The sequence below is a fragment of the Pseudomonas sp. UYIF39 genome, assembly GCF_029963765.1.
In the GTDB taxonomy this organism is placed as follows: Bacteria; Pseudomonadota; Gammaproteobacteria; order Pseudomonadales; family Pseudomonadaceae; genus Aquipseudomonas.
Genome location: NZ_JALBYU010000031.1, coordinates 45,881 through 65,116, shown reverse-complemented (window position 1 = coordinate 65,116; position 19,236 = coordinate 45,881). Strand labels below are relative to the sequence as shown.

Here is a 19,236-nt window from a genome sequence, read left to right as displayed (position 1 = left end):
AGTCTGGCGAGCATTCTCGCCTAAATGGGTGTCCGGAATCATTAGACCACTACATCGCTGCCAATTCAGCGAACGGGCCTGAGAACTCGAATTCGATGCAGGAACCAACCGGAGTTCTCCTTATGCATACCCGCAATCCATTCAAAATTTTCGCTACTGCTACACCGGGTCACGCCCACCACCGCCCAAAAACCGGAGGTGCCCAATGACCAACCCCCAAGACCTGAAAACCATCGGCCTCACCCCTTTCTCCTACCACGCCAACCAACCGCTGTTTCGCATCAATGCCGGTGTCCCGGTAATCAAAGCCCTCTCCCACGCTTCCGATCTGCTCCACATCGCCAAACTTCTAGCATCTGACGCCGCCATGGTCCGTGACACCGACCGGCATGCCTGGGCGTCGCATTTTTTGCAGGATATGAGTAAGGCGATCATCGATGACGTAGCGAAGGTGCTCGATGCACCGGGTAACAATCGTAACCAGTGACGTCGTCACGTAGACCCAAGCCGCACGCGTAAAAAAGCCCCGAATCAATCGGGGCTTTTCCTTTCTCAGCCTTGCATCAGGCTTAGATGGTGCAACCGATCATCAAAAAATGTTGATCGGGTAATCCACGAACACTCGCACTTCATTACCGCTGGAGTTGTACTCACTCGATTTCTGCGAGACACGCAGGATCGAGCTGCGCAGTTTCACGCTTAGGTCTTTGGCCGGGCCACTTTGCACGACGTATTTGAACTGGTTGAAGATTTCGCGCTCGGTACCGCCTTCGCTGGTGGAAGTGGTGATGTTGTCGCCGCGCACGTAGGCAAAGTTGTAGCTCAGGCCTGGAACACCGAAGGTGCTGAAGTCCAGGCCGTAGCCCAGTTGCCAGCTGCGTTCGTCTTCGGCGTTGAAGTCGGACCAGTAGGAGTTCGCCAGGTAGATGGTGTTGCCGCCGTCGCCGATGCGACCTTGGTCTTTCTGGTAGCCGCCGTAGGGGTAGCCCAGGTTGCTGTCGCCGGTGCTGCGCTGGTGGGCGAGCGTGAACGAGTGCGCGCCGGTGGCGAATGTGGCGGCCAGGCTCCAGATCTTGTTGTCGTCACCGGTCGCACCGCTTTCGCGGACGTAGGAATCGTCCAGCTTGGTGCGGTAGCCGTTGAAGTCCAGGGTCAGGGACTGATCCTTGTCGATCGGGAACACGTAGTTGGCGTTCACGTATTGCTTCTTCAACACGTCTTCGACGTCGGAGGCGTACAGCGCAGCCTTGAACTGTTCGGTGAACTGGTAGCTACCGCCCAACACGTTAATCGACTTCAGGCCTCCGCTGTCACGGCCTTCAGCGCTTTTGCGCGATTCGGCGGTGAAGCGACCGGCGTTCAGCTCCAGGCCTTTGATCTCCTTGGAGGTAATCAAGGTGCCGGTGTAGCTTTCTGGCAGCAGGCGAGAGTTGTCGTAGCTCAACACCGGCAAGGCCGGCATCTGGTCGCCGTAAGTCAGAACGGTGCTGGATACGCGGAATTTTACCGCGCCACCGGCTTTGGTCAGGTCGCCGGCCGGGTTGCCGCTGTCGCCTTCCTTAAAGAAGTCAATGCCTTGGCCGCCGCTGTGACTACCACGGTCCAGACGCAAAGCGTACAGACCGAAGGCATCAACGCCTACGCCGACGGTACCTTGGGTGAAGCCCGAGGTGTAGGTGCCGATGGCAGCCTGACCCCATTCACGCTGGTCGTCGTTGCCGTCTTTTTTGTCGCGATTGATGTAGGCATTGCGCAGCAGCACTTTGAGGCTGCTGTCTTCAACAAAACCCTTGGATTCGGCCTGGTCGTTAGCCATGACCTGTGTAGCACTCAACATCCCCAGAGCGATCAGGCTGATTCGCTTGTTCAACATTTTGTTCTTTTCCTTATGACCGGTTGATACGCGCTGTGTCGAACGGCTGAAACGGCGCTATCGCACTCTTTTTTCACCCCAAACAAAAAGGCCCGCGCACGAAGTAATCGTGGCGGGCCTTTTTGTTATTTTATGAGTCATGGCGGTTAGCCACAGGCGTGGGGCGAATCCTAGCCGCGCCCTTAACCCTGTGTCAATTTCATGAATCGTCTGTAAACAGGTCACAAACGTCTAAGAAAGTGATGCTCGTGCGGGAAGCGACTGACTCAGCCATGCCGCGAACGCTTGCGGCTTGCCGAGCCACGGGCCGATATCGATCAGAGTGAATTGGCCGTTGTGTTCCAGGGCGAAGGTCGGGAAACCCTGGCCGCCGACCTCGGCCAGGAATGCTCGACTGTCCTTGATGTGGCGATCGGTTTCAGCGTCTTTGAAAGCAGCCTGGAACGCTTGAGGTTCCAGACCGATGTCTTTCGCGAGTTCTAACAACACAGCTTCATCGGCAATGCGTCGACCTTCCTCGTAATGAGCACTCTGCAAACGCCCCAGCAACTCCAGTCCGCGACCGGCGATCTGCTCGGCTGCCAGCACCGCGGCAATCGGCGGTGCGGAATCGAACACCGCTGTCTCATCGCGCAGCAATCCTTCGAAATACGCCTCGCCGAACGGCTGGCCGGTGTACTCGGCAATGCGACGGTCGTGGGGTATCACGTAGTTGCGCAGTTGTGGCGAGACGGTCTGGCGGTTGGCGCCGGTCATCATGCCGCCGCCGTGAGCGATCACTGGCAACACAGCCTGAGCGGCTTGCACCAACGGTTTTGCGCCGTAGCACCAGCCGCATAACGGGTCGTAAATGTAGTGAAGGATCATGGGAAGACTCCGGCAAAAGCGTAGGAAAAATAGATGCCGGCAGATTAGTCCTCCGCCCGTTTCTGAAAAACGCTGCAATGACTTTCAGTCTGTTTCATGAATCGGTCAAATGACCTCACGACCCCACTGTAGCCATCTCGACACAATTCGAAATAATCAAACAGCGAAACCTTTCAAGAATAATTAACGGAAGTAAATAGCAAGCATTACCATTCACACCCTCGAATTACTCCACCCTTCCGGATGCGCTTCAGATGCCTGCACCCTTTCGCCTCACGCCCGTCACCCTTGGGCTTTCTGCATTTTTCTCTGCCGGTTTTGCCTGCGCCGCCACCACTGTTTTACCCGAGACGTCGATCAGCGTCGAAGCTGAAGCCGATGACCCGCGCGTGAAAGAAACCAGCACCGCGACCCGCACCGCCACGCCGGTGCGCTACGTTCCACAAGCCATCGACTCGATCAAAACCGCGAACGTCGTGAATTACGGCACCAACGATCTGGGCACCGCGCTGAGCGGCATCCCCAACGTCAGCAGCGGCGCCGACACTCGCTTCGACAGCTTGCGCATCCGCGGTTTCGACGCCAGCAACGACTTCTACCTCGACGGCATCCGCGACGACAGCCAATACGTGCGCGATTTGCACAACATCGAACGCATCGAAGTCCTCAAAGGCCCGGCCGCTGTTTTGTATGGCCGTGGCAGTCAGGGCGGGATCGTCAATCGGGTCAGCAAACTGCCTGAATTCGGTCGCCGCTCGACCCTCGAGGCCCAGGGCGGCAGCGATGATTTGCGCAGCCTCTACGCTGACCTCAGCACCGACCCGAGCGAGAACATCAGCCTGCGCCTGAACATGGGCAACATGGACCAAAACAGCTTCCGTGACGGCGTGAGCGGCAATCGCCAACTGTTCGCTCCATCGATGAGCTGGCAACTGACGCCGGACCTGAACTGGCTGGTGCAGTACGAATACAGCCGCTACAACCGTACGCCGGATCGCGGCATCCCCGGTGTAAACGGGCGTCCGGCGGACGTAGGACGGGATACGACCTACGGTAGCGAACACGATTTCATCGACGACAAGTCGCAATCCCTGCGCTCGAAACTCAGTTATGAGCTCAGCGACAACTGGCAGCTGCGCCAGACCCTGGGCGTGTTCAAGCTCAACAGCGATTTCGACAACACCTACCTGACGGGTTATACCCCGGCGACCAACAAGGTCACGCGCCAGCACTGGCAACAGGACCTGACCACCCGCAACGTCTACAACAACGTCGAACTGGAAGGCGGTTTTGACACGTTTGGCCTTGAGCATCGCTTGCTGACCGGCATCGAAATCGGCAGCCAGCGGCGCGACCCTACGTTGTACAACGCGGCCACCGGACGCGGGGCTCAGCCTGTACCGGCACTGGACCTGTACAACCCCGACCGCAATTTGCGCCATACGGGGCGGATGCAAGTGTCCAGCAGCACTCACACCGAAGTCGAAAGCCGTGCGGTGTACGTGCAGGATCAACTGCGCCTGAACGATCAATGGCAACTGTTGGCCGGTCTGCGTTACGACACCTTCGACATCGAGTCGACCAACAAGCTGCGGGACATTTCCGAAGATCGCGACAGCCATAGCACCAGCCCGCGTGTAGGACTGGTGTGGACGCCGCTGCAGAATCATTCCTTCTACGCCTCCTGGAGCAAGACTTTTTCCCCGGTCGGCGGTGGTTTGATCGGTATCACCCCAGGCGCCGCCGGCAACAGCAATGACCTGAGTCCCGAGCTGACCAAGCAAAAGGAAATCGGCGTGAAGAGCGACTGGCTCGATGACCGACTGAGTACCACGTTGGCGATCTACGAACTGGAGCTCTACAACCGCCGTACCAGCGATCCCAACGATCCGACCGTCACCTTGCTCACCGGCGTGCAGCGTTCCCGCGGGATCGAGCTGACTGGCACCGGCAAAATCGCCGACAACTGGTATGTGCGCGGTGGCGTGGGTGTGCAGGACGCGACGGTCGTAAAGGACAACAACGGCTTTGAAGGCAAACGCATCAGCAACGTGGCCAAGCATAACGGCAGCCTGTTCCTGACCTGGAAACCGGAAATGGGCTGGTACGCCGAAACCGGTCTGACCCTGGTGGGCCAGCGTTATGCCGACAACCTCAACACCACCGTGCTACCGGGTTATGGCCGCTGGGATGCATTGGCCGGGTTCCGGCAGAAGGATTGGGATTTGCGCGCGGCGCTGAACAACATCAGCGACAAGACCTATTACTCGTCGGCCACCAGCGCGGCGCAGATTCAGCCGGGTGAACCGCGCAGCCTGGTCGTGACCGGAACCTACAGCTTCTAAACACCGCAAAACCCTGTGGGTCTGCAGTGATCACAAAAACCTTCGCCCATAAAAAAAGCGCCGCCATCCCGGCAGCGCTTTTATCAATCCGTTGTTTTTCTTCTTATCCTTCCATCACATCCCACAACGCTTCCAGCTCCGCTTCGCTGAATAAACCAGCGGGGTAGCGTTCGATCATCATCCGGCGCGGATCAGGCTCTCTGATCTGACGCGTTCCATTGGACTTCAACCAGTGCGCCAGGACCTGGAGCGATTCGCTGTTTACTGCCAGGGGATGCAACGCCCGCTCGCTCACCACATTCATTTCGGCGTTCATTTCCGCGCTCTCTCCTGGTTTGTGAGCGGCTAACTTATCCAAGGTTTATGACAGAACATCGCAGTTCTCCCCCTCCCTGTTTTGCACCATGAGAGATACAAGAGCTGTGCCAAGGTTTCGTAACTGTCGACAAGCGGATACAAAAAAGCCCGCAGTCCTGTAAGACTGCGGGCTTTCTGCCAGACCGTGAGCTAAAACGTTTGCCTGAATTATTTTGCAATCAACTCAAGCTGTTACAACTGCACTCACTCTTTGTGCGGTGCTGGCTGTTGTTGGGTAAGGCAGTGGATGTTACCGCCTCCCAGTAACAGTTCGCGGCCGGGCACCATCACCACTTCGTGCTGCGGGAACAGTGCCTGCAAAATCTCTTTTGCCGGGCCATCCAACGGGTCGTCAAAGCTCGGCGCGATGATGCCGCCGTTAACGATCAGAAAGTTCACGTAGGAACCGGCCAGACGCACAGTCGGATTACGTTCCTGAGTCCCGTCCACCGGATCCACACCAGCGCACTCTTCTTCGGTCGCATACAGCGGCCCCGGAATCGGCATTTTGTGCACCGTGAATGGGCGACCCTTGGCGTCGGTGCTGCTTTCCAGCACTTTCATTGCCGCCTGGCAGCGCGGGTAGTTCGGGTCCTGCGGGTCATCGGTCCAGGCCAGCAACACTTCGCCCGGACGCACGTAGCAGCAGAAGTTATCCACATGGCCATCGGTTTCGTCGTTGAACAAACCGTCCGGCAGCCAGATGATCTTATCCACAGCCAGATTCGCGCTAAGCACCGCTTCGATCTCTGCGCGGTTCATGTGCGGATTGCGATTGCGGTTAAGCAGGCATTCTTCGGTGGTGATCAGCGTGCCTTCGCCATCGACGTGGATCGAACCGCCTTCGAGCACAAAGCCCTCGGTGCGATAGCGCTGGCTGCGCTCGATCTCGAGGATCTTGCCGCCCACCTGGGAATCGCGATTCCACGGCGAGTACAGCCCCCCGTCGAAACCGCCCCACGAGTTGAAGTCCCAATTCACACCACGGACTTCGCCACCGTTATTGATGACAAACGTCGGACCAGTGTCGCGAACCCAGGCGTCGTCGCTGGACATTTCCACCACACGAATATTCGGCACGTCCAGGCGGGCACGGGCGTTTTCGTATTGGCCGGCGGAAACCGCCACGGTCACCGGTTCGAAACGGGCAATGGCTTTGGCTACCGCGACGTGCGCGGCTTGCGCCGGTTTACCACCCAGACGCCAGTTGTCCGGACGCTCGGGCCAGATCATCCAGGTCTGGGTTTGTGGCGCCCACTCGGCGGGCATATAAAAGCCGTCGGCGCGAGGCGTGCTGTGCAAAGTGGTCATGGCGATCAGGACTCCAGGGAACCGTCGAGGGTTTTCAGTGTGCCATACAGGTTCGGGCGACGATCACGGAACGACCCCCACGCGCTGCGGATGTGTTCCAGTTCGTCCAGATCGAAGCTCTGAACCAGCACACCTTCTTCGGTTTCGTTGAGTTCTTGAACCTTCTCGCCGAACTGGTTGGCGATGAACGACGAGCCGTAGAACGTAATGTCGTAGCCGTCCTGCTCTTCGTTGCCGATGCGGTTGCTGGCGATCAGCGGCATCAGGTTGGCACCGGCATGGCCTTGTTGCACGCGCTGCCAGTGATCACGGGACGAAATGGTCTTGTCGTGTGGCTCGCTGCCGATCGCTGTCGGGTAGAACAGAATTTCCGCGCCCAGCAACGCCATGCTGCGGGCGCATTCCGGGAACCACTGGTCCCAGCAGATACCCACGCCGATTTTCGCGTAACGGGTATTCCAGACTTTGAAGCCGGTATCGCCCGGATTGAAGTAATACTTTTCGTGGTAGCCAGGGCCGTCCGGGATATGGCTTTTACGATAAATCCCGAGGTTGCTGCCGTCGGCATCGATAATCGCGATGCTGTTGAAACGCGCGCGGCCCGCCAGTTCATAGAAGCTGATCGGCAGAACCACTTGCAGCTCTTTGGCGACTTTCTGGAAGTGCTTGATGGCGACGTTGTCTTCAACGGTCGTGGCCAGCTGCAGGTAATCCGGGTTCGGCTTCTGACAAAAGTAGGGAGCCTCGAACAGTTCCTGGATCAGGATGATCTGCGCGCCTTGCGCCGCGGCCTCACGGACCAGCCGCTCGGCGGTCTCGATGTTGGCTTCAAGGTCCCAGGAACAGGCCATCTGGGTGGCGGCGACGGTAACGATACGGCTCATGAATCATCTCCGGGGCAATTGCTTGAGGGTCGAGCGTGGCATCGACCGATGACAGAAATGGGAAGCACCGGGCGTGGTGAGGCCACGCCTAGGCAGTGGCGACTTTATAACCGATAAAAATCGGCTTTTGAAGCTTAAAATAATCCACCTGTCGAAATTAATTCAATTAACCCAGATAATAATCGAACTTTAACGCTATCTCTGTGGGAGCGAGCTTGCTCGCGATGTGGCCAGACCAGCCAACATTGATGTTGAATGTAGGACCGCTATCGCGAGCAAGCTCGCTCCAACAGGGGATAGGTGTTTACAGACCTTCTGCGAGCACCTTCGACAGCATGTCCACGAAGAAATCCACGCTCTGACGCGAAGTCACCATCGGCGGTTTGATCTTGAGGACGTTCAGGTAATCGCCGGTCGGCTGCATGAAGATCCCCAGCTCGCGCAATCGATCACACAGCGCCGTTGTTTCTTCGGTTGCCGGTTCCAGGGTTTCGCGATTGCGGATCAACTCGACGCCCAGATAGAAGCCGGAACCATGCACCGCGCCCACCAACGGATGAATATCGATCAGCGCTTCAAGCCGCTCCTTGAAATACCCGCCCACGACTTGAGCGTTTTCCCAGAGCTTTTCTTCCTCCATCACATCCAGCACTGCCATGCCGATCTGGCAACTGACCGGGCTGCCGCCGGCCGACGAGAAGAAGTAACCCTCGGCCTCCAGCGCTTCGGCGATTTCCCGACGAGTGATCACCGCCCCCAGCGGCTGACCGTTGCCCATGCCTTTGGCCATGGTGATGATGTCCGGCACCACGCCCTGTTCTTCGAAACCCCAGAAAAAGTTGCCCATGCGCCCGTAACCGACCTGCACTTCATCGGCGATGCAGACACCGCCCTGAGCACGAACCAGCGCATAAACCTGCTTCAAATACCCAGGCGGCAACGAGATACCGCCGGCATTGCCGTACACCGGTTCGCAGATAAAACCGGCCAGCTGACGTTTCTGCTCGGCAATTTTCGCCAGGTTGTGTTCGACGCTGCGCACGTAGTCCGGCGCGCTATCCGGTCCACGGAATTCGCCGCGATAGGTGTTCGGCGCGGTGACCGGGTGCACCCAGTCCGGACGGCTGCTCAAAGCCTTCGGGTTGTCGGCAATCGAGGTCGACACCGCGTCCGCGCCCACTGTCCAGCCGTGATAGGCCTCTAGCACGCTGAGCATGTCGCGACCGCCGCTGTAGGCCCATGCCAGGCGGATTGCCAGGTCGTTGGCCTCGCTGCCGCTGTTGACCAGGAACACCCGATCCATGGAATCCGGCGACAACTTCAGCAAGCGCTCGGAAAACTCGGCAACCGCTGCGTAGTTAAAACGAGAGTTGGTGTTGAGCAGCGACCACTGCCGACTGGCGACCGCGGCCATGCGCGGGTGACCATGGCCGAGCACCGCAACGTTGTTGAGCATGTCGAGGTAGGAACGGCCCTGCATGTCGATCAGGTGATTGCGCCAGCCACGTTCGATGCGCGGTGGATCGACGTAATAATGCTTCTGGGTACGGGCGAAACTGGCGTCACGGCGTGCCAGCAACGTCTGCGAATCGAGTTCCTCTTCGGCGTCACAGGCCAGCCCCAGCAGCACCGCCGGTGACGGGCACAACGCTTGCCAGGCCGTGGCACGAGACGGCGTACAAAACAAGGGTGCATTGAACGAAGCGCCTCGGCACAACTGCACGATCAGTGGCCCGCTGACCGAACCCAGCACCTGGCCTTTGACCAGCGCTGCACCCGTGTGCAGCGACGGCGTCACGCCCCACAACCGCACACTCAGTTGCGGGCCGTCCAATTGCAGCACGCCTGCCGCCGGCTGATGCACCACCCCGGCAAACGGCGACTCGACCGCCGTGCCGTGGGGCACTCGCAACTCGACGTGCAATGGGCAAGTGTCCGGCTCAGCGGCGCTGTCCGGGCGGGTGCGGGACAAGCGATATTGCCCATAACGACTGGCCGCCAGACCGTGAGCCGCGGCAGCTTCGGTCAGCAAACGCTGATCGATCCCCTCCTGCTCCCAGTTGCCGGCCTCAAAATGCGGACTGAGCACGCCCAGATCGATCAACGCAAACTCACGCCCCACCAGGCTCGGCAACAGCGGCGCGAAGCCTTCGCTGCCGATGCTCGGCAGGTTCTGGCCGACCGAGGTCAGGATCGCCGCTTCCATCAGCGCCAACGGCACCGATGTAGCGACGCGGAAAATCTCCCACTCGTGGGTGAGGTTGTCGCGGCTGTATTCGTTGCCAGGATCAATGTTGACCTGTTGCTCGCCGCTGAGCACCAACACCGCCGCACGGGCGACGATCAGTGGCCAGAGCGCCAGTAGCTCTTCATGCGTGAGCGGATTGACAGCGTGATAGGCCTGGACCGCCGGCAAAATGTAGAACGGATCGCCATCGGCGTGGTGCAGCAGCGCCGCGCAGGTCACCGACAGATCAGTAATGCGCCAGGTACGAACCAGGTCGCCGAAATCGATCACACCTTGCAATTGCCACTGGCGTTGCGAATCTCGCTGCCACACCACATTGTCGTCAGTGATATCCATGTGAATCGCCTGCACTGGCAGCTTATCCACAAGCGGCTGCAAATGACGCTCGGCCCGTTCAGCCGCATCGGCGATCAGCCGGCGTTGCTGGTCGTCGTTGATGACCGGCAGCAAATGCGCGATCAACGCGTTGGCGTGGCGGGCGTCCCATTGAAGGGTGCGCTCGAGGCCTGGATGGTCGAAACCGGCCAGCGCCAGGTCCATTTCACCGCAGAGCCGACCGAAGCCGGCCACCACTGAACCGGGCAGATGATCCAGGTGTGTGAGCGACTGGCCTTCGATGTAATCGAGCAGGCGCACATGCACCGGTTGGCCGCCGACTTCCAGGGAGAGAATATCTGCACCGTTTTTGGCGGGAATCACTCGTGGCACATGCACATCAGGGTGTTCACCCAAATGCTTGAGCCCGGCGTGCTGGGCGTGCAGCTCCTGCGCCGAGTAGTCGCCACGGCAGATTTTCAGGACAAAACGCCCTTGGTCGCTGTCGACCCGATAGTTAAGATCCTGCTGGCTGCCGAGGGCCTGCAACCTTCCACTCAGCCCGTAATGTCCCTTCAGCAGCTCAAGCGCTTGCTCCGCAGACACTTGCGGGCTGGGCAAACTGGCGCGATGAATCAACGTGGCGAGTGGCATACAACGACCCCTGAAATTTTATTAGTCGCTTATATCGCCACTGCTTGGGGCGATACGCAACCCCCTTTGCTAGCCTGAGACCCACCTGAGGCTCGACAGAATCAGTGAACGGATCAGGAAATAACACACGCCACTCGCCCCGGCCGTCACTTTGCGCAAGAATGACGCCCATCAACGCCTATTGCTGGAGAAAGACCATGAATGTAGTCACCACCGACCTGCCCGGTGTACTGATCGTCGAACCCAAGGTATTTGGTGACGAGCGTGGCTTCTTCTACGAAAGCTTCAATGCCAAGGCTTTCAAAGAAGCGACTGGCCTGGAGACGAACTTCGTTCAAGACAACCACTCGCGCTCGCAAAAAGGCGTCTTGCGCGGCCTGCATTACCAGCTGGAAAACACTCAGGGCAAACTGGTTCGCGTCACAGCCGGTGAAGTACTCGACGTGGCTGTGGACATTCGCCGCAGCTCGCCACATTTCGGCAAATGGGTGGCCGTGCGTCTGTCTGCCGAGAACCATCGTCAAATGTGGGTCCCGGAGGGTTTCGCCCACGGTTTCGTGGTGCTGAGCGAGTTCGCCGAATTCCTCTACAAAACCACCGACTACTACACCCCGTCCGCCGAACGCAGCATTCGCTGGGACGACCCGGACCTGGCCATCGATTGGCAACTGGACGAAGCACCGCAACTGTCCGGCAAAGATCAGGCCGCCGCGTTCTTCAAGGACGCTGACGTCTTTTCCTGAAACACCGTCTGAATCTTCACCGCGCAAGCGTGCCTGACCCACGGCGCGCAGACTGCGCCCGCAAGCCTAGGCATAATGCGCCTGTACCCACAGGCGCTCGATGCTCATGACTCCGACCCTTCCCCGCAGACCCCGCTGGCGCAGCCTGGCCCTGCTCGCGCTGTGCCTGGCGCCGTTGCTGTGGCCGCTGCAGCATCTGGCCGAGCGTTACTACCGCAGCGAACTGGCCGGGCAGAACCGTCAGACCCTCGACCTTTACGTCGCCAACCTGCTGGGTACCCTGCACCGCTATGAGGTGTTGCCGCAAATCCTCGGCGATCTGCCGGCCCTGCGAGCCGTCCTCGGCGCGCCCGACGATGGCGTCACCCAGGGCAACGCCAATCGCTTGTTGAAAAATATCAGCGCCCAGACCGGCGCCGAAGTCATGTACCTGATGGACACTACGGGCAAGACTCTGGCCGCGTCCAATTGGGACAAACACGACAGTTTCGTCGGGCGTAACTTTTCCTTCCGGCCGTATTTCAGCGAAGCCATGGCCGGGCGACTTGGGCGTTTTTTCGGTTTGGGCACGACATCGGCCAAGCGCGGTTATTTCTTCGCCGCCGCCGTGAATAACGGCGAAAAGATCATCGGCGTGCTGGTGGTCAAGGTTGACCTGGACCACACCGAAAGTCTCTGGGGCAAAACCCCGGAACAACTGCTGCTGACCGACCATAACGGCGTGGTCATTCTCACGTCGCGGCCCGAGTGGCGATTCCGCTCGACCCGCCCGTTGGGCGAAGAAGAACGCAAGGCTATTACTGCGATTCAACCTTATCCGACCCGTGATCCCAAACCATTGCGGCTCAACCCCAACGCCTGGCTGACACAAACCCAGGCCATTGCAGAAACCGGTTGGAACGTCAGCATCCTCGCCCCACGCACTTTGATCGATCGCCCGGTACGCACGGTCGTCGCCATCGGCGGCGCGGCGTTGTTGGTGTTGATGTTGCTGCTGGGGCTGATGATACAGCGCCGCCGCCATTACCTTGATCGAATCGCCTTTGAAGCCAAGGCCCGTCGCGAGCTGGAAGGCCGGGTAGCCGAGCGGACCAGCGACCTCGAAGGCCTCAACCGTCGACTGAAACAGGAAGTGCTGGAACGCGAGCAGGCCCAGCAAGAGCTGGTTCGCGCTCAGGATGATCTGGTGCAGGCCGGCAAATTGTCGGCCCTTGGCACCATGTCGGCGAGCATCAGCCACGAATTGAATCAACCGCTGGCGGCGATCCGCAGCTATGCAGAAAACGCCGAGGTGCTGCTCGATCATCAGCGCACCGACGATGCGCGCGGCAACCTCAAGTTGATCAGCGAACTGACCGGGCGCATGGCCTCGATCATCGCTCACCTGCGCGCCTTCGCCCGGCGCGATCGCCACGCCCCGGAAAGCGTCGCCCTGCAACCGGCGCTGGACGATGCGCTGGCGCTGCTGGCCAAGCGTCGACGCAGCATGGAAGTCGAGCTGATCCGCGACTTGCCGGCCGCCACGCTGTGGGTCGAGGCCGGGGAAACCCGTCTGCGTCAGGTGCTCGGCAATCTGCTGGCCAACGCCCTGGACGCCCTGACGGAAAAAGGCCCGCCGCGTAAGCTCTGGTTGAGTGCCCAATCCACTGCCGACGGCGTCAATCTGTACATTCGCGACAATGGCCCCGGGTTCTGCCTGGAGGCACTTGGACGCGCCAGCGAGCCCTTCTACACCACCAAGACCCGCACTCAGGGGCTTGGGTTAGGGCTGGCGATTTGCGAAACCCTGATGCGCGCCTTCGGTGGTGAACTGTCGTTCGCCAACCACAAGGAAGGTGGCGCCCTGATTACCCTGAAGTTGCGTGCAGGCGCACCGGGTGTAAGCCTGCAACCGTCCGAGGACCGAAGTGCATGACCATCGACAACCGCATCCAGGTCGTGCTGATCGACGACGATCCGCACCTGCGTCAGGCCCTGAGCCAGACCCTGGACCTCGCCGGCCTGAAAATCCTGCCGCTCGCTGAAGCCAAAGGCCTGGCCGCGCAACTGGAGCGCGACTGGCCCGGCGTGGTGGTCAGTGACATCCGGATGCCGGGCATGGACGGTCTCGAACTGCTGACTGAACTGCATGCCCAGGACTCGGAACTGCCAGTGCTGCTGATTACCGGTCACGGCGATGTGCCGCTGGCGGTGCAAGCCATGCGCGCCGGGGCTTATGACTTTCTGGAAAAGCCCTTTGCCAGCGACGCTTTGCTCGACAGCGTGCGCCGCGCCCTCGCCCTGCGCCGGCTGGTGCTGGACAACCGCAGCCTGCGTCTGGCCCTGAGCGATCGCAATGAGCTGAGCACCCGCCTGGTCGGGCAATCAGCGCCGATGCTGCGTCTGCGCGAGCAGATCGGTGCATTGGCGGCGACCAAGGCCGATGTACTGATCCTTGGCGAAACCGGCGCCGGTAAAGAAGTTGTCGCACGTGCATTGCACGATCTGTCGAGTCGTCGTAACGGTCCGTTCGTGGCGATCAATGCCGGCGCCCTGGCCGAGTCGGTAGTCGAAAGCGAGCTGTTCGGTCACGAGCCAGGCGCCTTTACCGGCGCGCAAAAGCGCCGCATCGGCAAGTTCGAATTCGCCAATGGCGGCACGTTATTTCTTGATGAAATCGAAAGCATGAGCCTGGATGTGCAGGTGAAATTGCTGCGTTTGCTGCAAGAGCGGGTCGTCGAGCGCTTGGGCGGCAATCAGCTGATCCCGTTGGACATCCGCATCATCGCTGCGACCAAGGAAGACCTGCGTCAATCCGCCGATCAGGGCCGCTTCCGTGCCGACTTGTATTACCGCCTGAACGTCGCACCGCTGCGTATTCCGCCGCTGCGCGAGCGCGGCGAAGATGCGCTGATGCTGTTCCAGCATTTCGCCGATGAAGCCAGCGCTCGCCATGGCCTACCGCCCCACGAGTTGCAACCGGGACAACGCGCCCTGCTGCTGCGCCACACCTGGCCGGGCAACGTGCGGGAATTACAGAACGCCGCCGAACGCTTTGCCCTGGGCCTGGAACTGGCCCTGGACAATAACCCAGCGGATGGCGCTGTCGGCATGACGGTCGAAGTGGTCAGCGGCGGTCTCAGCGAACAAGTGGAAAACTTCGAGAAGAGCTTGATCGCCGCCGAACTGGCGCGTTCTCACAGCTCGGTGCGCAGCCTAGCCGAAGCCCTTGGCATCCCACGCAAGACCTTGCACGACAAACTGCGCAAGCACGGGCTGAACTTCGCCGATGGTGGCAGCAGCCACACCGACGAACTCGATTGAGCTACCGTCAATTCATCATCTTCAAAAAAGAGATCCGTGCATGAGCCGCGACAGCCGTCATCTGGAATCAGTCCTCCATCGCGACATTCCCCTGACGCGGGATATGGGCCTAAAAGTGCTCGATTGGCACGACCAGCAACTGCGCCTTCACTTGCCGCTGGAGGCCAACGTCAATCATAAAAGCACCATGTTCGGCGGCAGCCTGTATTGCGGCGCCGTACTGGCCGGTTGGGGCTGGCTGCATTTGCGTTTGCGGGAAGAAGGGGTTGAAGGCGGACACATCGTGATTCAGGAAGGGCAGATCAGCTATCCGCTGCCGGTAACCATTGACGCGACAGCGATTTGTCATGCGCCGAGTGCAGCGGTGTGGAAGAAGTTTTTGGCGATGTATAAGCGGTATGGGAGAGCGCGGTTGACACTGCATTCGCGCATCGTCAACGCCGACAGTGATGAGGATGCGGTGACGTTTACCGGGCAGTACGTCCTGCACCGCTAAAGCAAAAGATCTTTACGCCCGCGCCAACGCCAGCAGCTTCTCCCGCCACACAGCCTTCGCCGGCAGTGCCAGGAAAAACTCATTCAACAACGACTCCCGCGCCGGATAACAAAACGGCGCGCCGCTCAAATCCAGCACCTCACCGCCCGCTCCTTCCAGCACGCCTTGTGCCGCCGCCGTGTCCCACTGCGAAGTCGGCGCCAACCGCGGATAACAATCCGCCGCCCCCTCCGCCAACAAACAGAACTTCAGTGAACTGCCGATATTGGCCAGTTGCAGTTCACCCAGACTGTCGCTCAACCCGGCCAGCAGACGCTCCTGCTCAGGACTTGAATGCCGACGACTGGCAACCACGGTAAACGCTTCACCCTCAGCAGGAACCTCGCGAACCTGAATCGGCAAAGGTTGCGCGTCTTTATCGCCACGCCACGCGCCCAAACCCGCACCACCGACGTAGAAACGCCCGTTGGTCGGCATCGACACCACGCCAAACACCACTCGCCCCTGCTCGATCAGCGCAATGTTGACGGTAAATTCTTCGCTACCGGAAATGAACTCCTTGGTCCCGTCCAGTGGGTCCACCAGCCACCAACGCTGCCACCCGGCGCGCACGCTCTGGGGAATGTTGGCGTCTTCTTCCGACAGCACCGGAATGCTCGGGTCCAGCGCTGTCAGCCCGGCCAGGATCAGATGGTGAGCGGCCATGTCGGCGGCCGTCACCGGAGAATCATCGGATTTTGCAGTCACGGCAACGTTGGCACGCCAGAACGGCAGAATCGCTTCACCGGCTTTCAGCGCCAGTTCAACAACAGACGCCATCAACGGATGGGGGAAAATCATGGCTGGAACACTCCACGCTGAGTCAGCAGATCACGGGCCAGATACAGTGCTGCCAATGCACGGCCCTCAGTGAATCGCGGGTTCTGGGCCAGGGCCGACAACTCACGCAGGTTGATTTTGTCCACGCCCATCGGCTCGGGCTCATCACCTTCAAGGCTTTCTTCGTACAGATCAGTGGCCAACACCACCTGGATCTTCTGGCTCATGTAACCGGGCGACAACGACAACTCAGTCAAATGCTCCAGTTGCCGCGCGCCGTACCCGGCCTCTTCCTTGAGCTCCCGCTCGGCCGCCGCCAGCACGTCCTCGCCCGGCTCGATCAAGCCTTTGGGCAAGGACAGCTCGTATTCATCGGTGCCGCCGCAATACTCTTCAACCAGCACCGCGTGGTCCGCATCCAGCATCGCCACGATCATCACCGCGCCATAACCGGCGCCCTTGCCCACCAGTCGCTCATACGTGCGTTCCACGCCATTGGAAAAGCGCAACTTCAGCTCTTCGACGCAGAACAAGCGGCTAGTGGCGACGATCTCGCGGGCGAGGATGGTGGGTTTCTGGCGCATGAGCGGCTCCTTGGCGATAGCGCGTTACTATACCCGGCCTATCCTGATTGTTTACGTCGGATATCTTTTTTACCGCTGGAGAAGTTTTTATGTCCCTGCTGCCCTGGCGCGACATCGACACCGTTCTGCTGGATATGGACGGCACGCTGCTGGACCTGCACTACGACAACCATTTCTGGATGGAGCACCTGCCCCAGCGCTACGCCGAGTTGCACGGGGTGAGTCGGGCCATGGCCGAGATGGAGTTGCAACCGTTGTTCGAACGCAACGCCGGCCAGTTGCAGTGGTATTGCCTGGATTTCTGGAGCGCCGAGCTCAAACTGCCGGTGCGCGAACTGAAACTGGAAACCGCGCATCTGATCGCCTTGCGACCGGACGCGGACACCTTTCTGGCCGCCATCAAACAGGCCGGCAAGCGCGTGGTGCTGATCACCAATGCACACCGCGATTCGCTGTCACTAAAACTGGAAAGAATCGAACTGGCGCCATACTTCGAGCGGTTGATCAGCTCACATGATTACGGTTTCCCCAAGGAGAATCCGCAGTTCTGGGAGGCGTTGCAGGCGGACATCGATTTCGACCCGGCGCGCAGTCTGTTTATCGACGATACATTGCCGATCCTGCGCAGCGCGCGGAATTTTGGGGTGGCGCATCTGTTGGCCGTGCGTGAGCCGGACAGCCGTAAAGGTCCGAAGGACACGGCGGAGTTTGCGGCGGTTGGGGATTATCGGGAGTTGATTGCCGGGCTCTAGAACCTGACGCGGTCATTGTGGCGAGGGGGCTTGCCCCCGTTCGGCTGCGAAGCAGTCGTAAAGATTTTTGGGCCGCGGCGCGACCCAACGGGGGCAAGCCCCCTCGCCACAGGTCTTGGGTTACTCAGGAATCCGCAACGACTGCCCCGGATAAATCTTGTTCGGATCCTTCAGCATCGGTTTGTTCGCCTCAAAGATCTTTTGATACTTGTTGGCATCACCATACACACGCTTGGAAATGGCGCTGAGGGTGTCGCCCTTCTCGACCGTCACAAATTTCGCGGGTGTAGCCACCGGTCCGGTCACAGTGATCTGGTCATCAACACCGCTGATTCCAGCCACGTTACCGAGCGCAAGAAGGATTTTTTCCTTCTCTTCCTGACTGGCCGCTTCACCTGTGGCGATGACTTTATCGCCTTCTACCTTCACTTGAATTTTGGAAGTGTCGATTCCCGTCAGCGCATCCTTCACGTGCTTGGTCAACGCTTCACTATTGGCTTCGGCCTTGTCCGGCGTCAGCGCATCGAGGATTTTTTCACCGGCTTCTTTTAAAAAACTGAAAAGGCTCATCGTGTGCTCTCCTTGGGGTTAGGTGTCCAGACGCAAAAGCCTAGACCAAGGTTGCAAGACACGGTTCCAACCCGACCAATGACGCCGCTTCCCCCCAAGCGCTAGAATCCGAACCTTCCCGCGCCCTGGAGCGAAGATGGACATCAAGCAACTGAAATTCCTCATCGCCCTCGACGAAACCCGGCATTTCGGCCAGGCCGCTGCGCGTTGTCACATCACCCAGCCGACCCTGTCCATGCGCCTGCGCAGCCTCGAAGAAGAACTCGAGTTGCCGCTGGTCAATCGCGGTCAGCGCTTTGAAAGTTTTACCGCGCCGGGTGAACGGGTGCTGGCGTGGGCGCGCACCGTGCTGGCGGCCTACGACGGCTTGCAGGCCGAGGCGGCTGCCTGTCGTGGCAATCTGGTCGGTACGTTGCGTCTGGGCGTGGTGCCGCTGTCGAGTTTCGATCCGCTGCCGCTGATGCAACGCTTGCACACCGAACACCCGAACCTGCGCTTCGAACTCTCGGCCCTGAGTTCTGAACAGATCCTCGAACAACTGGCAAACAATCACCTGGACCTCGGTGTTTCGTACCTAGAGCGGCTGGATGGCGAACGCTTCGATTCCCTGGCATTCAGCGAAACCCGCATGGGCCTGCTCTACGATCAGCGCTTCTTCAGTTTCGGCGAGGCGCCGCTGAGCTGGGAATCGCTGATCGAACTGCCGTTGGGCATGCTCACCAGCGGCATGCATTTTCGGCAGTCCATCGACCACAACTTCCACAGTCGCGGGCTGACGCCACAGCCGTTGCTGCAAACCGATGCCGTCCACCAATTGTTACAAGCAGTGCACGGTGGATTCTGCTGCGCCGTAATGCCGCTGGACGGAGGCCTGGAAAAACTCACTGATCATTTGCGCCTGCAACCCATCGAAAATGCTCAAACCCTCGCCCGGCTGGGGCTGATCATGCGTCGCAGCGCCCCGCGTTCGGCGCTCGCGGAAGCCTGTTTCGCGATTCTTCAGCAATCGCTACGGAGCTCTTGATCGACGCCATCTATCAGAAGATCAGAATTAGCGATTAGACGCGACAAGTTGACGCGCCTAGGCTTAAAGCAGCCTAAACCGTCGGTGATAC

General features: G+C 59.5%; 17 protein-coding genes. 8 read left to right on the top strand and 9 right to left on the bottom strand.

Translation table 11 applies throughout. The annotated features are described in order from the left end of the window. Positions 1-205 precede the first annotated feature (205 nt). Positions 206-487, top strand: a complete 282-nt coding sequence (locus MO767_RS27685; RefSeq protein WP_282483124.1) for a DUF3077 domain-containing protein — start codon at positions 206-208, stop codon at positions 485-487. 102 nt (positions 488-589) lie between these two features. Here MO767_RS27685 and MO767_RS27680 read toward each other — a convergent pair whose 3' ends face one another. Further along, complete coding sequence (locus MO767_RS27680; RefSeq protein ID WP_282483123.1) at positions 590-1,873, bottom strand: OprD family porin; 1,284 nt, start codon at positions 1,871-1,873, stop codon at positions 590-592. 231 nt (positions 1,874-2,104) lie between these two features. Continuing rightward, positions 2,105-2,740, bottom strand: a complete 636-nt coding sequence (locus tag MO767_RS27675; RefSeq protein WP_282483122.1) for a DsbA family protein — start codon at positions 2,738-2,740, stop codon at positions 2,105-2,107. Between the two features lie 254 nt (positions 2,741-2,994). On the opposite strand from MO767_RS27675, the gene MO767_RS27670 reads away from it, so the two are divergent. Next, positions 2,995-5,085, top strand: a complete 2,091-nt coding sequence (locus MO767_RS27670) for a TonB-dependent siderophore receptor (RefSeq protein ID WP_282483121.1) — start codon at positions 2,995-2,997, stop codon at positions 5,083-5,085. Between the two features lie 103 nt (positions 5,086-5,188). On the opposite strand, the gene MO767_RS27665 is transcribed toward MO767_RS27670, so the two are convergent. The 4 genes from MO767_RS27665 to MO767_RS27650 form a co-directional block, all read right to left on the bottom strand. Then, positions 5,189-5,401, bottom strand: a complete 213-nt coding sequence (locus tag MO767_RS27665; RefSeq protein WP_046045525.1) for a hypothetical protein — start codon at positions 5,399-5,401, stop codon at positions 5,189-5,191. A gap of 245 nt (positions 5,402-5,646) precedes the next feature. Next, positions 5,647-6,753, bottom strand: coding sequence for an agmatine deiminase (gene aguA, locus MO767_RS27660; RefSeq protein WP_008149349.1), 1,107 nt, complete (start codon positions 6,751-6,753; stop codon positions 5,647-5,649). A gap of 5 nt (positions 6,754-6,758) precedes the next feature. Continuing rightward, positions 6,759-7,637 (bottom strand): N-carbamoylputrescine amidase, encoded by an 879-nt coding sequence (gene aguB, locus MO767_RS27655; RefSeq protein WP_008149347.1) that lies wholly within the window; start codon positions 7,635-7,637, stop codon positions 6,759-6,761. Positions 7,638-7,941: 304 nt separating this feature from the next. After that, the gene (locus tag MO767_RS27650; RefSeq protein ID WP_282483120.1) at positions 7,942-10,854 is read right to left on the bottom strand and encodes an aminotransferase; all 2,913 of its coding nucleotides are present in this window, start codon (positions 10,852-10,854) and stop codon (positions 7,942-7,944) included. Positions 10,855-11,051: 197 nt separating this feature from the next. On the opposite strand from MO767_RS27650, the gene rfbC reads away from it, so the two are divergent. The 4 genes from rfbC to MO767_RS27630 all read left to right on the top strand — a co-directional run bounded on the left by rfbC (position 11,052) and on the right by MO767_RS27630 (position 15,396). Further along, entirely contained in the window at positions 11,052-11,597 is a 546-nt protein-coding gene (rfbC, locus tag MO767_RS27645; protein ID WP_282483119.1) for a dTDP-4-dehydrorhamnose 3,5-epimerase, read from the top strand. 106 nt (positions 11,598-11,703) lie between these two features. Continuing rightward, positions 11,704-13,512 carry an ATP-binding protein gene (locus MO767_RS27640; protein ID WP_282483118.1) on the top strand — a complete coding sequence of 603 codons (1,809 nt, stop codon included), beginning with the start codon at positions 11,704-11,706 and terminating at the stop codon, positions 13,510-13,512. Then, positions 13,509-14,900, top strand: a complete 1,392-nt coding sequence (locus MO767_RS27635) for a sigma-54 dependent transcriptional regulator (protein WP_282483117.1) — start codon at positions 13,509-13,511, stop codon at positions 14,898-14,900. Before MO767_RS27640 ends, MO767_RS27635 begins: the two co-directional genes overlap by 4 nt. A 40-nt stretch (positions 14,901-14,940) precedes the next feature. Beyond that, on the top strand, positions 14,941-15,396 hold the full coding sequence (locus tag MO767_RS27630) for a thioesterase domain-containing protein (protein WP_282483116.1): 456 nt from the start codon (positions 14,941-14,943) through the stop codon (positions 15,394-15,396). A gap of 12 nt (positions 15,397-15,408) precedes the next feature. Here the strand turns inward: MO767_RS27630 and cysQ are convergent, their stop codons facing one another. Both cysQ and nudE read right to left on the bottom strand, forming a co-directional pair. Further along, the gene (gene cysQ / locus MO767_RS27625; RefSeq protein ID WP_282483115.1) at positions 15,409-16,236 is read right to left on the bottom strand and encodes a 3'(2'),5'-bisphosphate nucleotidase CysQ; all 828 of its coding nucleotides are present in this window, start codon (positions 16,234-16,236) and stop codon (positions 15,409-15,411) included. Next, complete coding sequence (nudE, locus tag MO767_RS27620) at positions 16,233-16,799, bottom strand: ADP compounds hydrolase NudE (protein WP_033058385.1); 567 nt, start codon at positions 16,797-16,799, stop codon at positions 16,233-16,235. Before nudE ends, cysQ begins: the two co-directional genes overlap by 4 nt. Positions 16,800-16,888: 89 nt before the next feature. Between nudE and yrfG the strand changes: the two genes are divergently transcribed. Next, positions 16,889-17,551: a GMP/IMP nucleotidase gene (yrfG, locus tag MO767_RS27615; protein WP_282483114.1), complete on the top strand. Its 663-nt coding sequence runs from the start codon at positions 16,889-16,891 to the stop codon at positions 17,549-17,551. A gap of 120 nt (positions 17,552-17,671) precedes the next feature. On the opposite strand, the gene lysM is transcribed toward yrfG, so the two are convergent. Further along, positions 17,672-18,121: a peptidoglycan-binding protein LysM gene (gene lysM, locus MO767_RS27610; protein ID WP_282483113.1), complete on the bottom strand. Its 450-nt coding sequence runs from the start codon at positions 18,119-18,121 to the stop codon at positions 17,672-17,674. 136 nt (positions 18,122-18,257) lie between these two features. On the opposite strand from lysM, the gene MO767_RS27605 reads away from it, so the two are divergent. Further along, the gene (locus tag MO767_RS27605) at positions 18,258-19,145 is read left to right on the top strand and encodes a LysR family transcriptional regulator (RefSeq protein WP_282483112.1); all 888 of its coding nucleotides are present in this window, start codon (positions 18,258-18,260) and stop codon (positions 19,143-19,145) included. Positions 19,146-19,236: the final 91 nt, after the last annotated feature.

What these genes read in the sequence shown, in the direction of transcription:
- nudE (WP_033058385.1), bottom strand. Translation starts at nt 16,799, where the DNA reads ATGCGCCAGAAACCCACCATCCTCGCCCGCGAGATCGTCGCCACTAGC.
- cysQ (WP_282483115.1), bottom strand. Translation starts at nt 16,236, where the DNA reads ATGATTTTCCCCCATCCGTTGATGGCGTCTGTTGTTGAACTGGCGCTG.
- MO767_RS27635 (WP_282483117.1), top strand. Translation starts at nt 13,509, where the DNA reads ATGACCATCGACAACCGCATCCAGGTCGTGCTGATCGACGACGATCCG.
- MO767_RS27630 (WP_282483116.1), top strand. Translation starts at nt 14,941, where the DNA reads ATGAGCCGCGACAGCCGTCATCTGGAATCAGTCCTCCATCGCGACATT.
- lysM (WP_282483113.1), bottom strand. Translation starts at nt 18,121, where the DNA reads ATGAGCCTTTTCAGTTTTTTAAAAGAAGCCGGTGAAAAAATCCTCGAT.
- MO767_RS27670 (WP_282483121.1), top strand. Translation starts at nt 2,995, where the DNA reads ATGCCTGCACCCTTTCGCCTCACGCCCGTCACCCTTGGGCTTTCTGCA.
- aguA (WP_008149349.1), bottom strand. Translation starts at nt 6,753, where the DNA reads ATGACCACTTTGCACAGCACGCCTCGCGCCGACGGCTTTTATATGCCC.
- rfbC (WP_282483119.1), top strand. Translation starts at nt 11,052, where the DNA reads ATGAATGTAGTCACCACCGACCTGCCCGGTGTACTGATCGTCGAACCC.
- MO767_RS27650 (WP_282483120.1), bottom strand. Translation starts at nt 10,854, where the DNA reads ATGCCACTCGCCACGTTGATTCATCGCGCCAGTTTGCCCAGCCCGCAA.
- MO767_RS27685 (WP_282483124.1), top strand. Translation starts at nt 206, where the DNA reads ATGACCAACCCCCAAGACCTGAAAACCATCGGCCTCACCCCTTTCTCC.
- MO767_RS27665 (WP_046045525.1), bottom strand. Translation starts at nt 5,401, where the DNA reads ATGAACGCCGAAATGAATGTGGTGAGCGAGCGGGCGTTGCATCCCCTG.
- MO767_RS27640 (WP_282483118.1), top strand. Translation starts at nt 11,704, where the DNA reads ATGACTCCGACCCTTCCCCGCAGACCCCGCTGGCGCAGCCTGGCCCTG.
- yrfG (WP_282483114.1), top strand. Translation starts at nt 16,889, where the DNA reads ATGTCCCTGCTGCCCTGGCGCGACATCGACACCGTTCTGCTGGATATG.
- MO767_RS27605 (WP_282483112.1), top strand. Translation starts at nt 18,258, where the DNA reads ATGGACATCAAGCAACTGAAATTCCTCATCGCCCTCGACGAAACCCGG.
- MO767_RS27680 (WP_282483123.1), bottom strand. Translation starts at nt 1,873, where the DNA reads ATGTTGAACAAGCGAATCAGCCTGATCGCTCTGGGGATGTTGAGTGCT.
- MO767_RS27675 (WP_282483122.1), bottom strand. Translation starts at nt 2,740, where the DNA reads ATGATCCTTCACTACATTTACGACCCGTTATGCGGCTGGTGCTACGGC.
- aguB (WP_008149347.1), bottom strand. Translation starts at nt 7,637, where the DNA reads ATGAGCCGTATCGTTACCGTCGCCGCCACCCAGATGGCCTGTTCCTGG.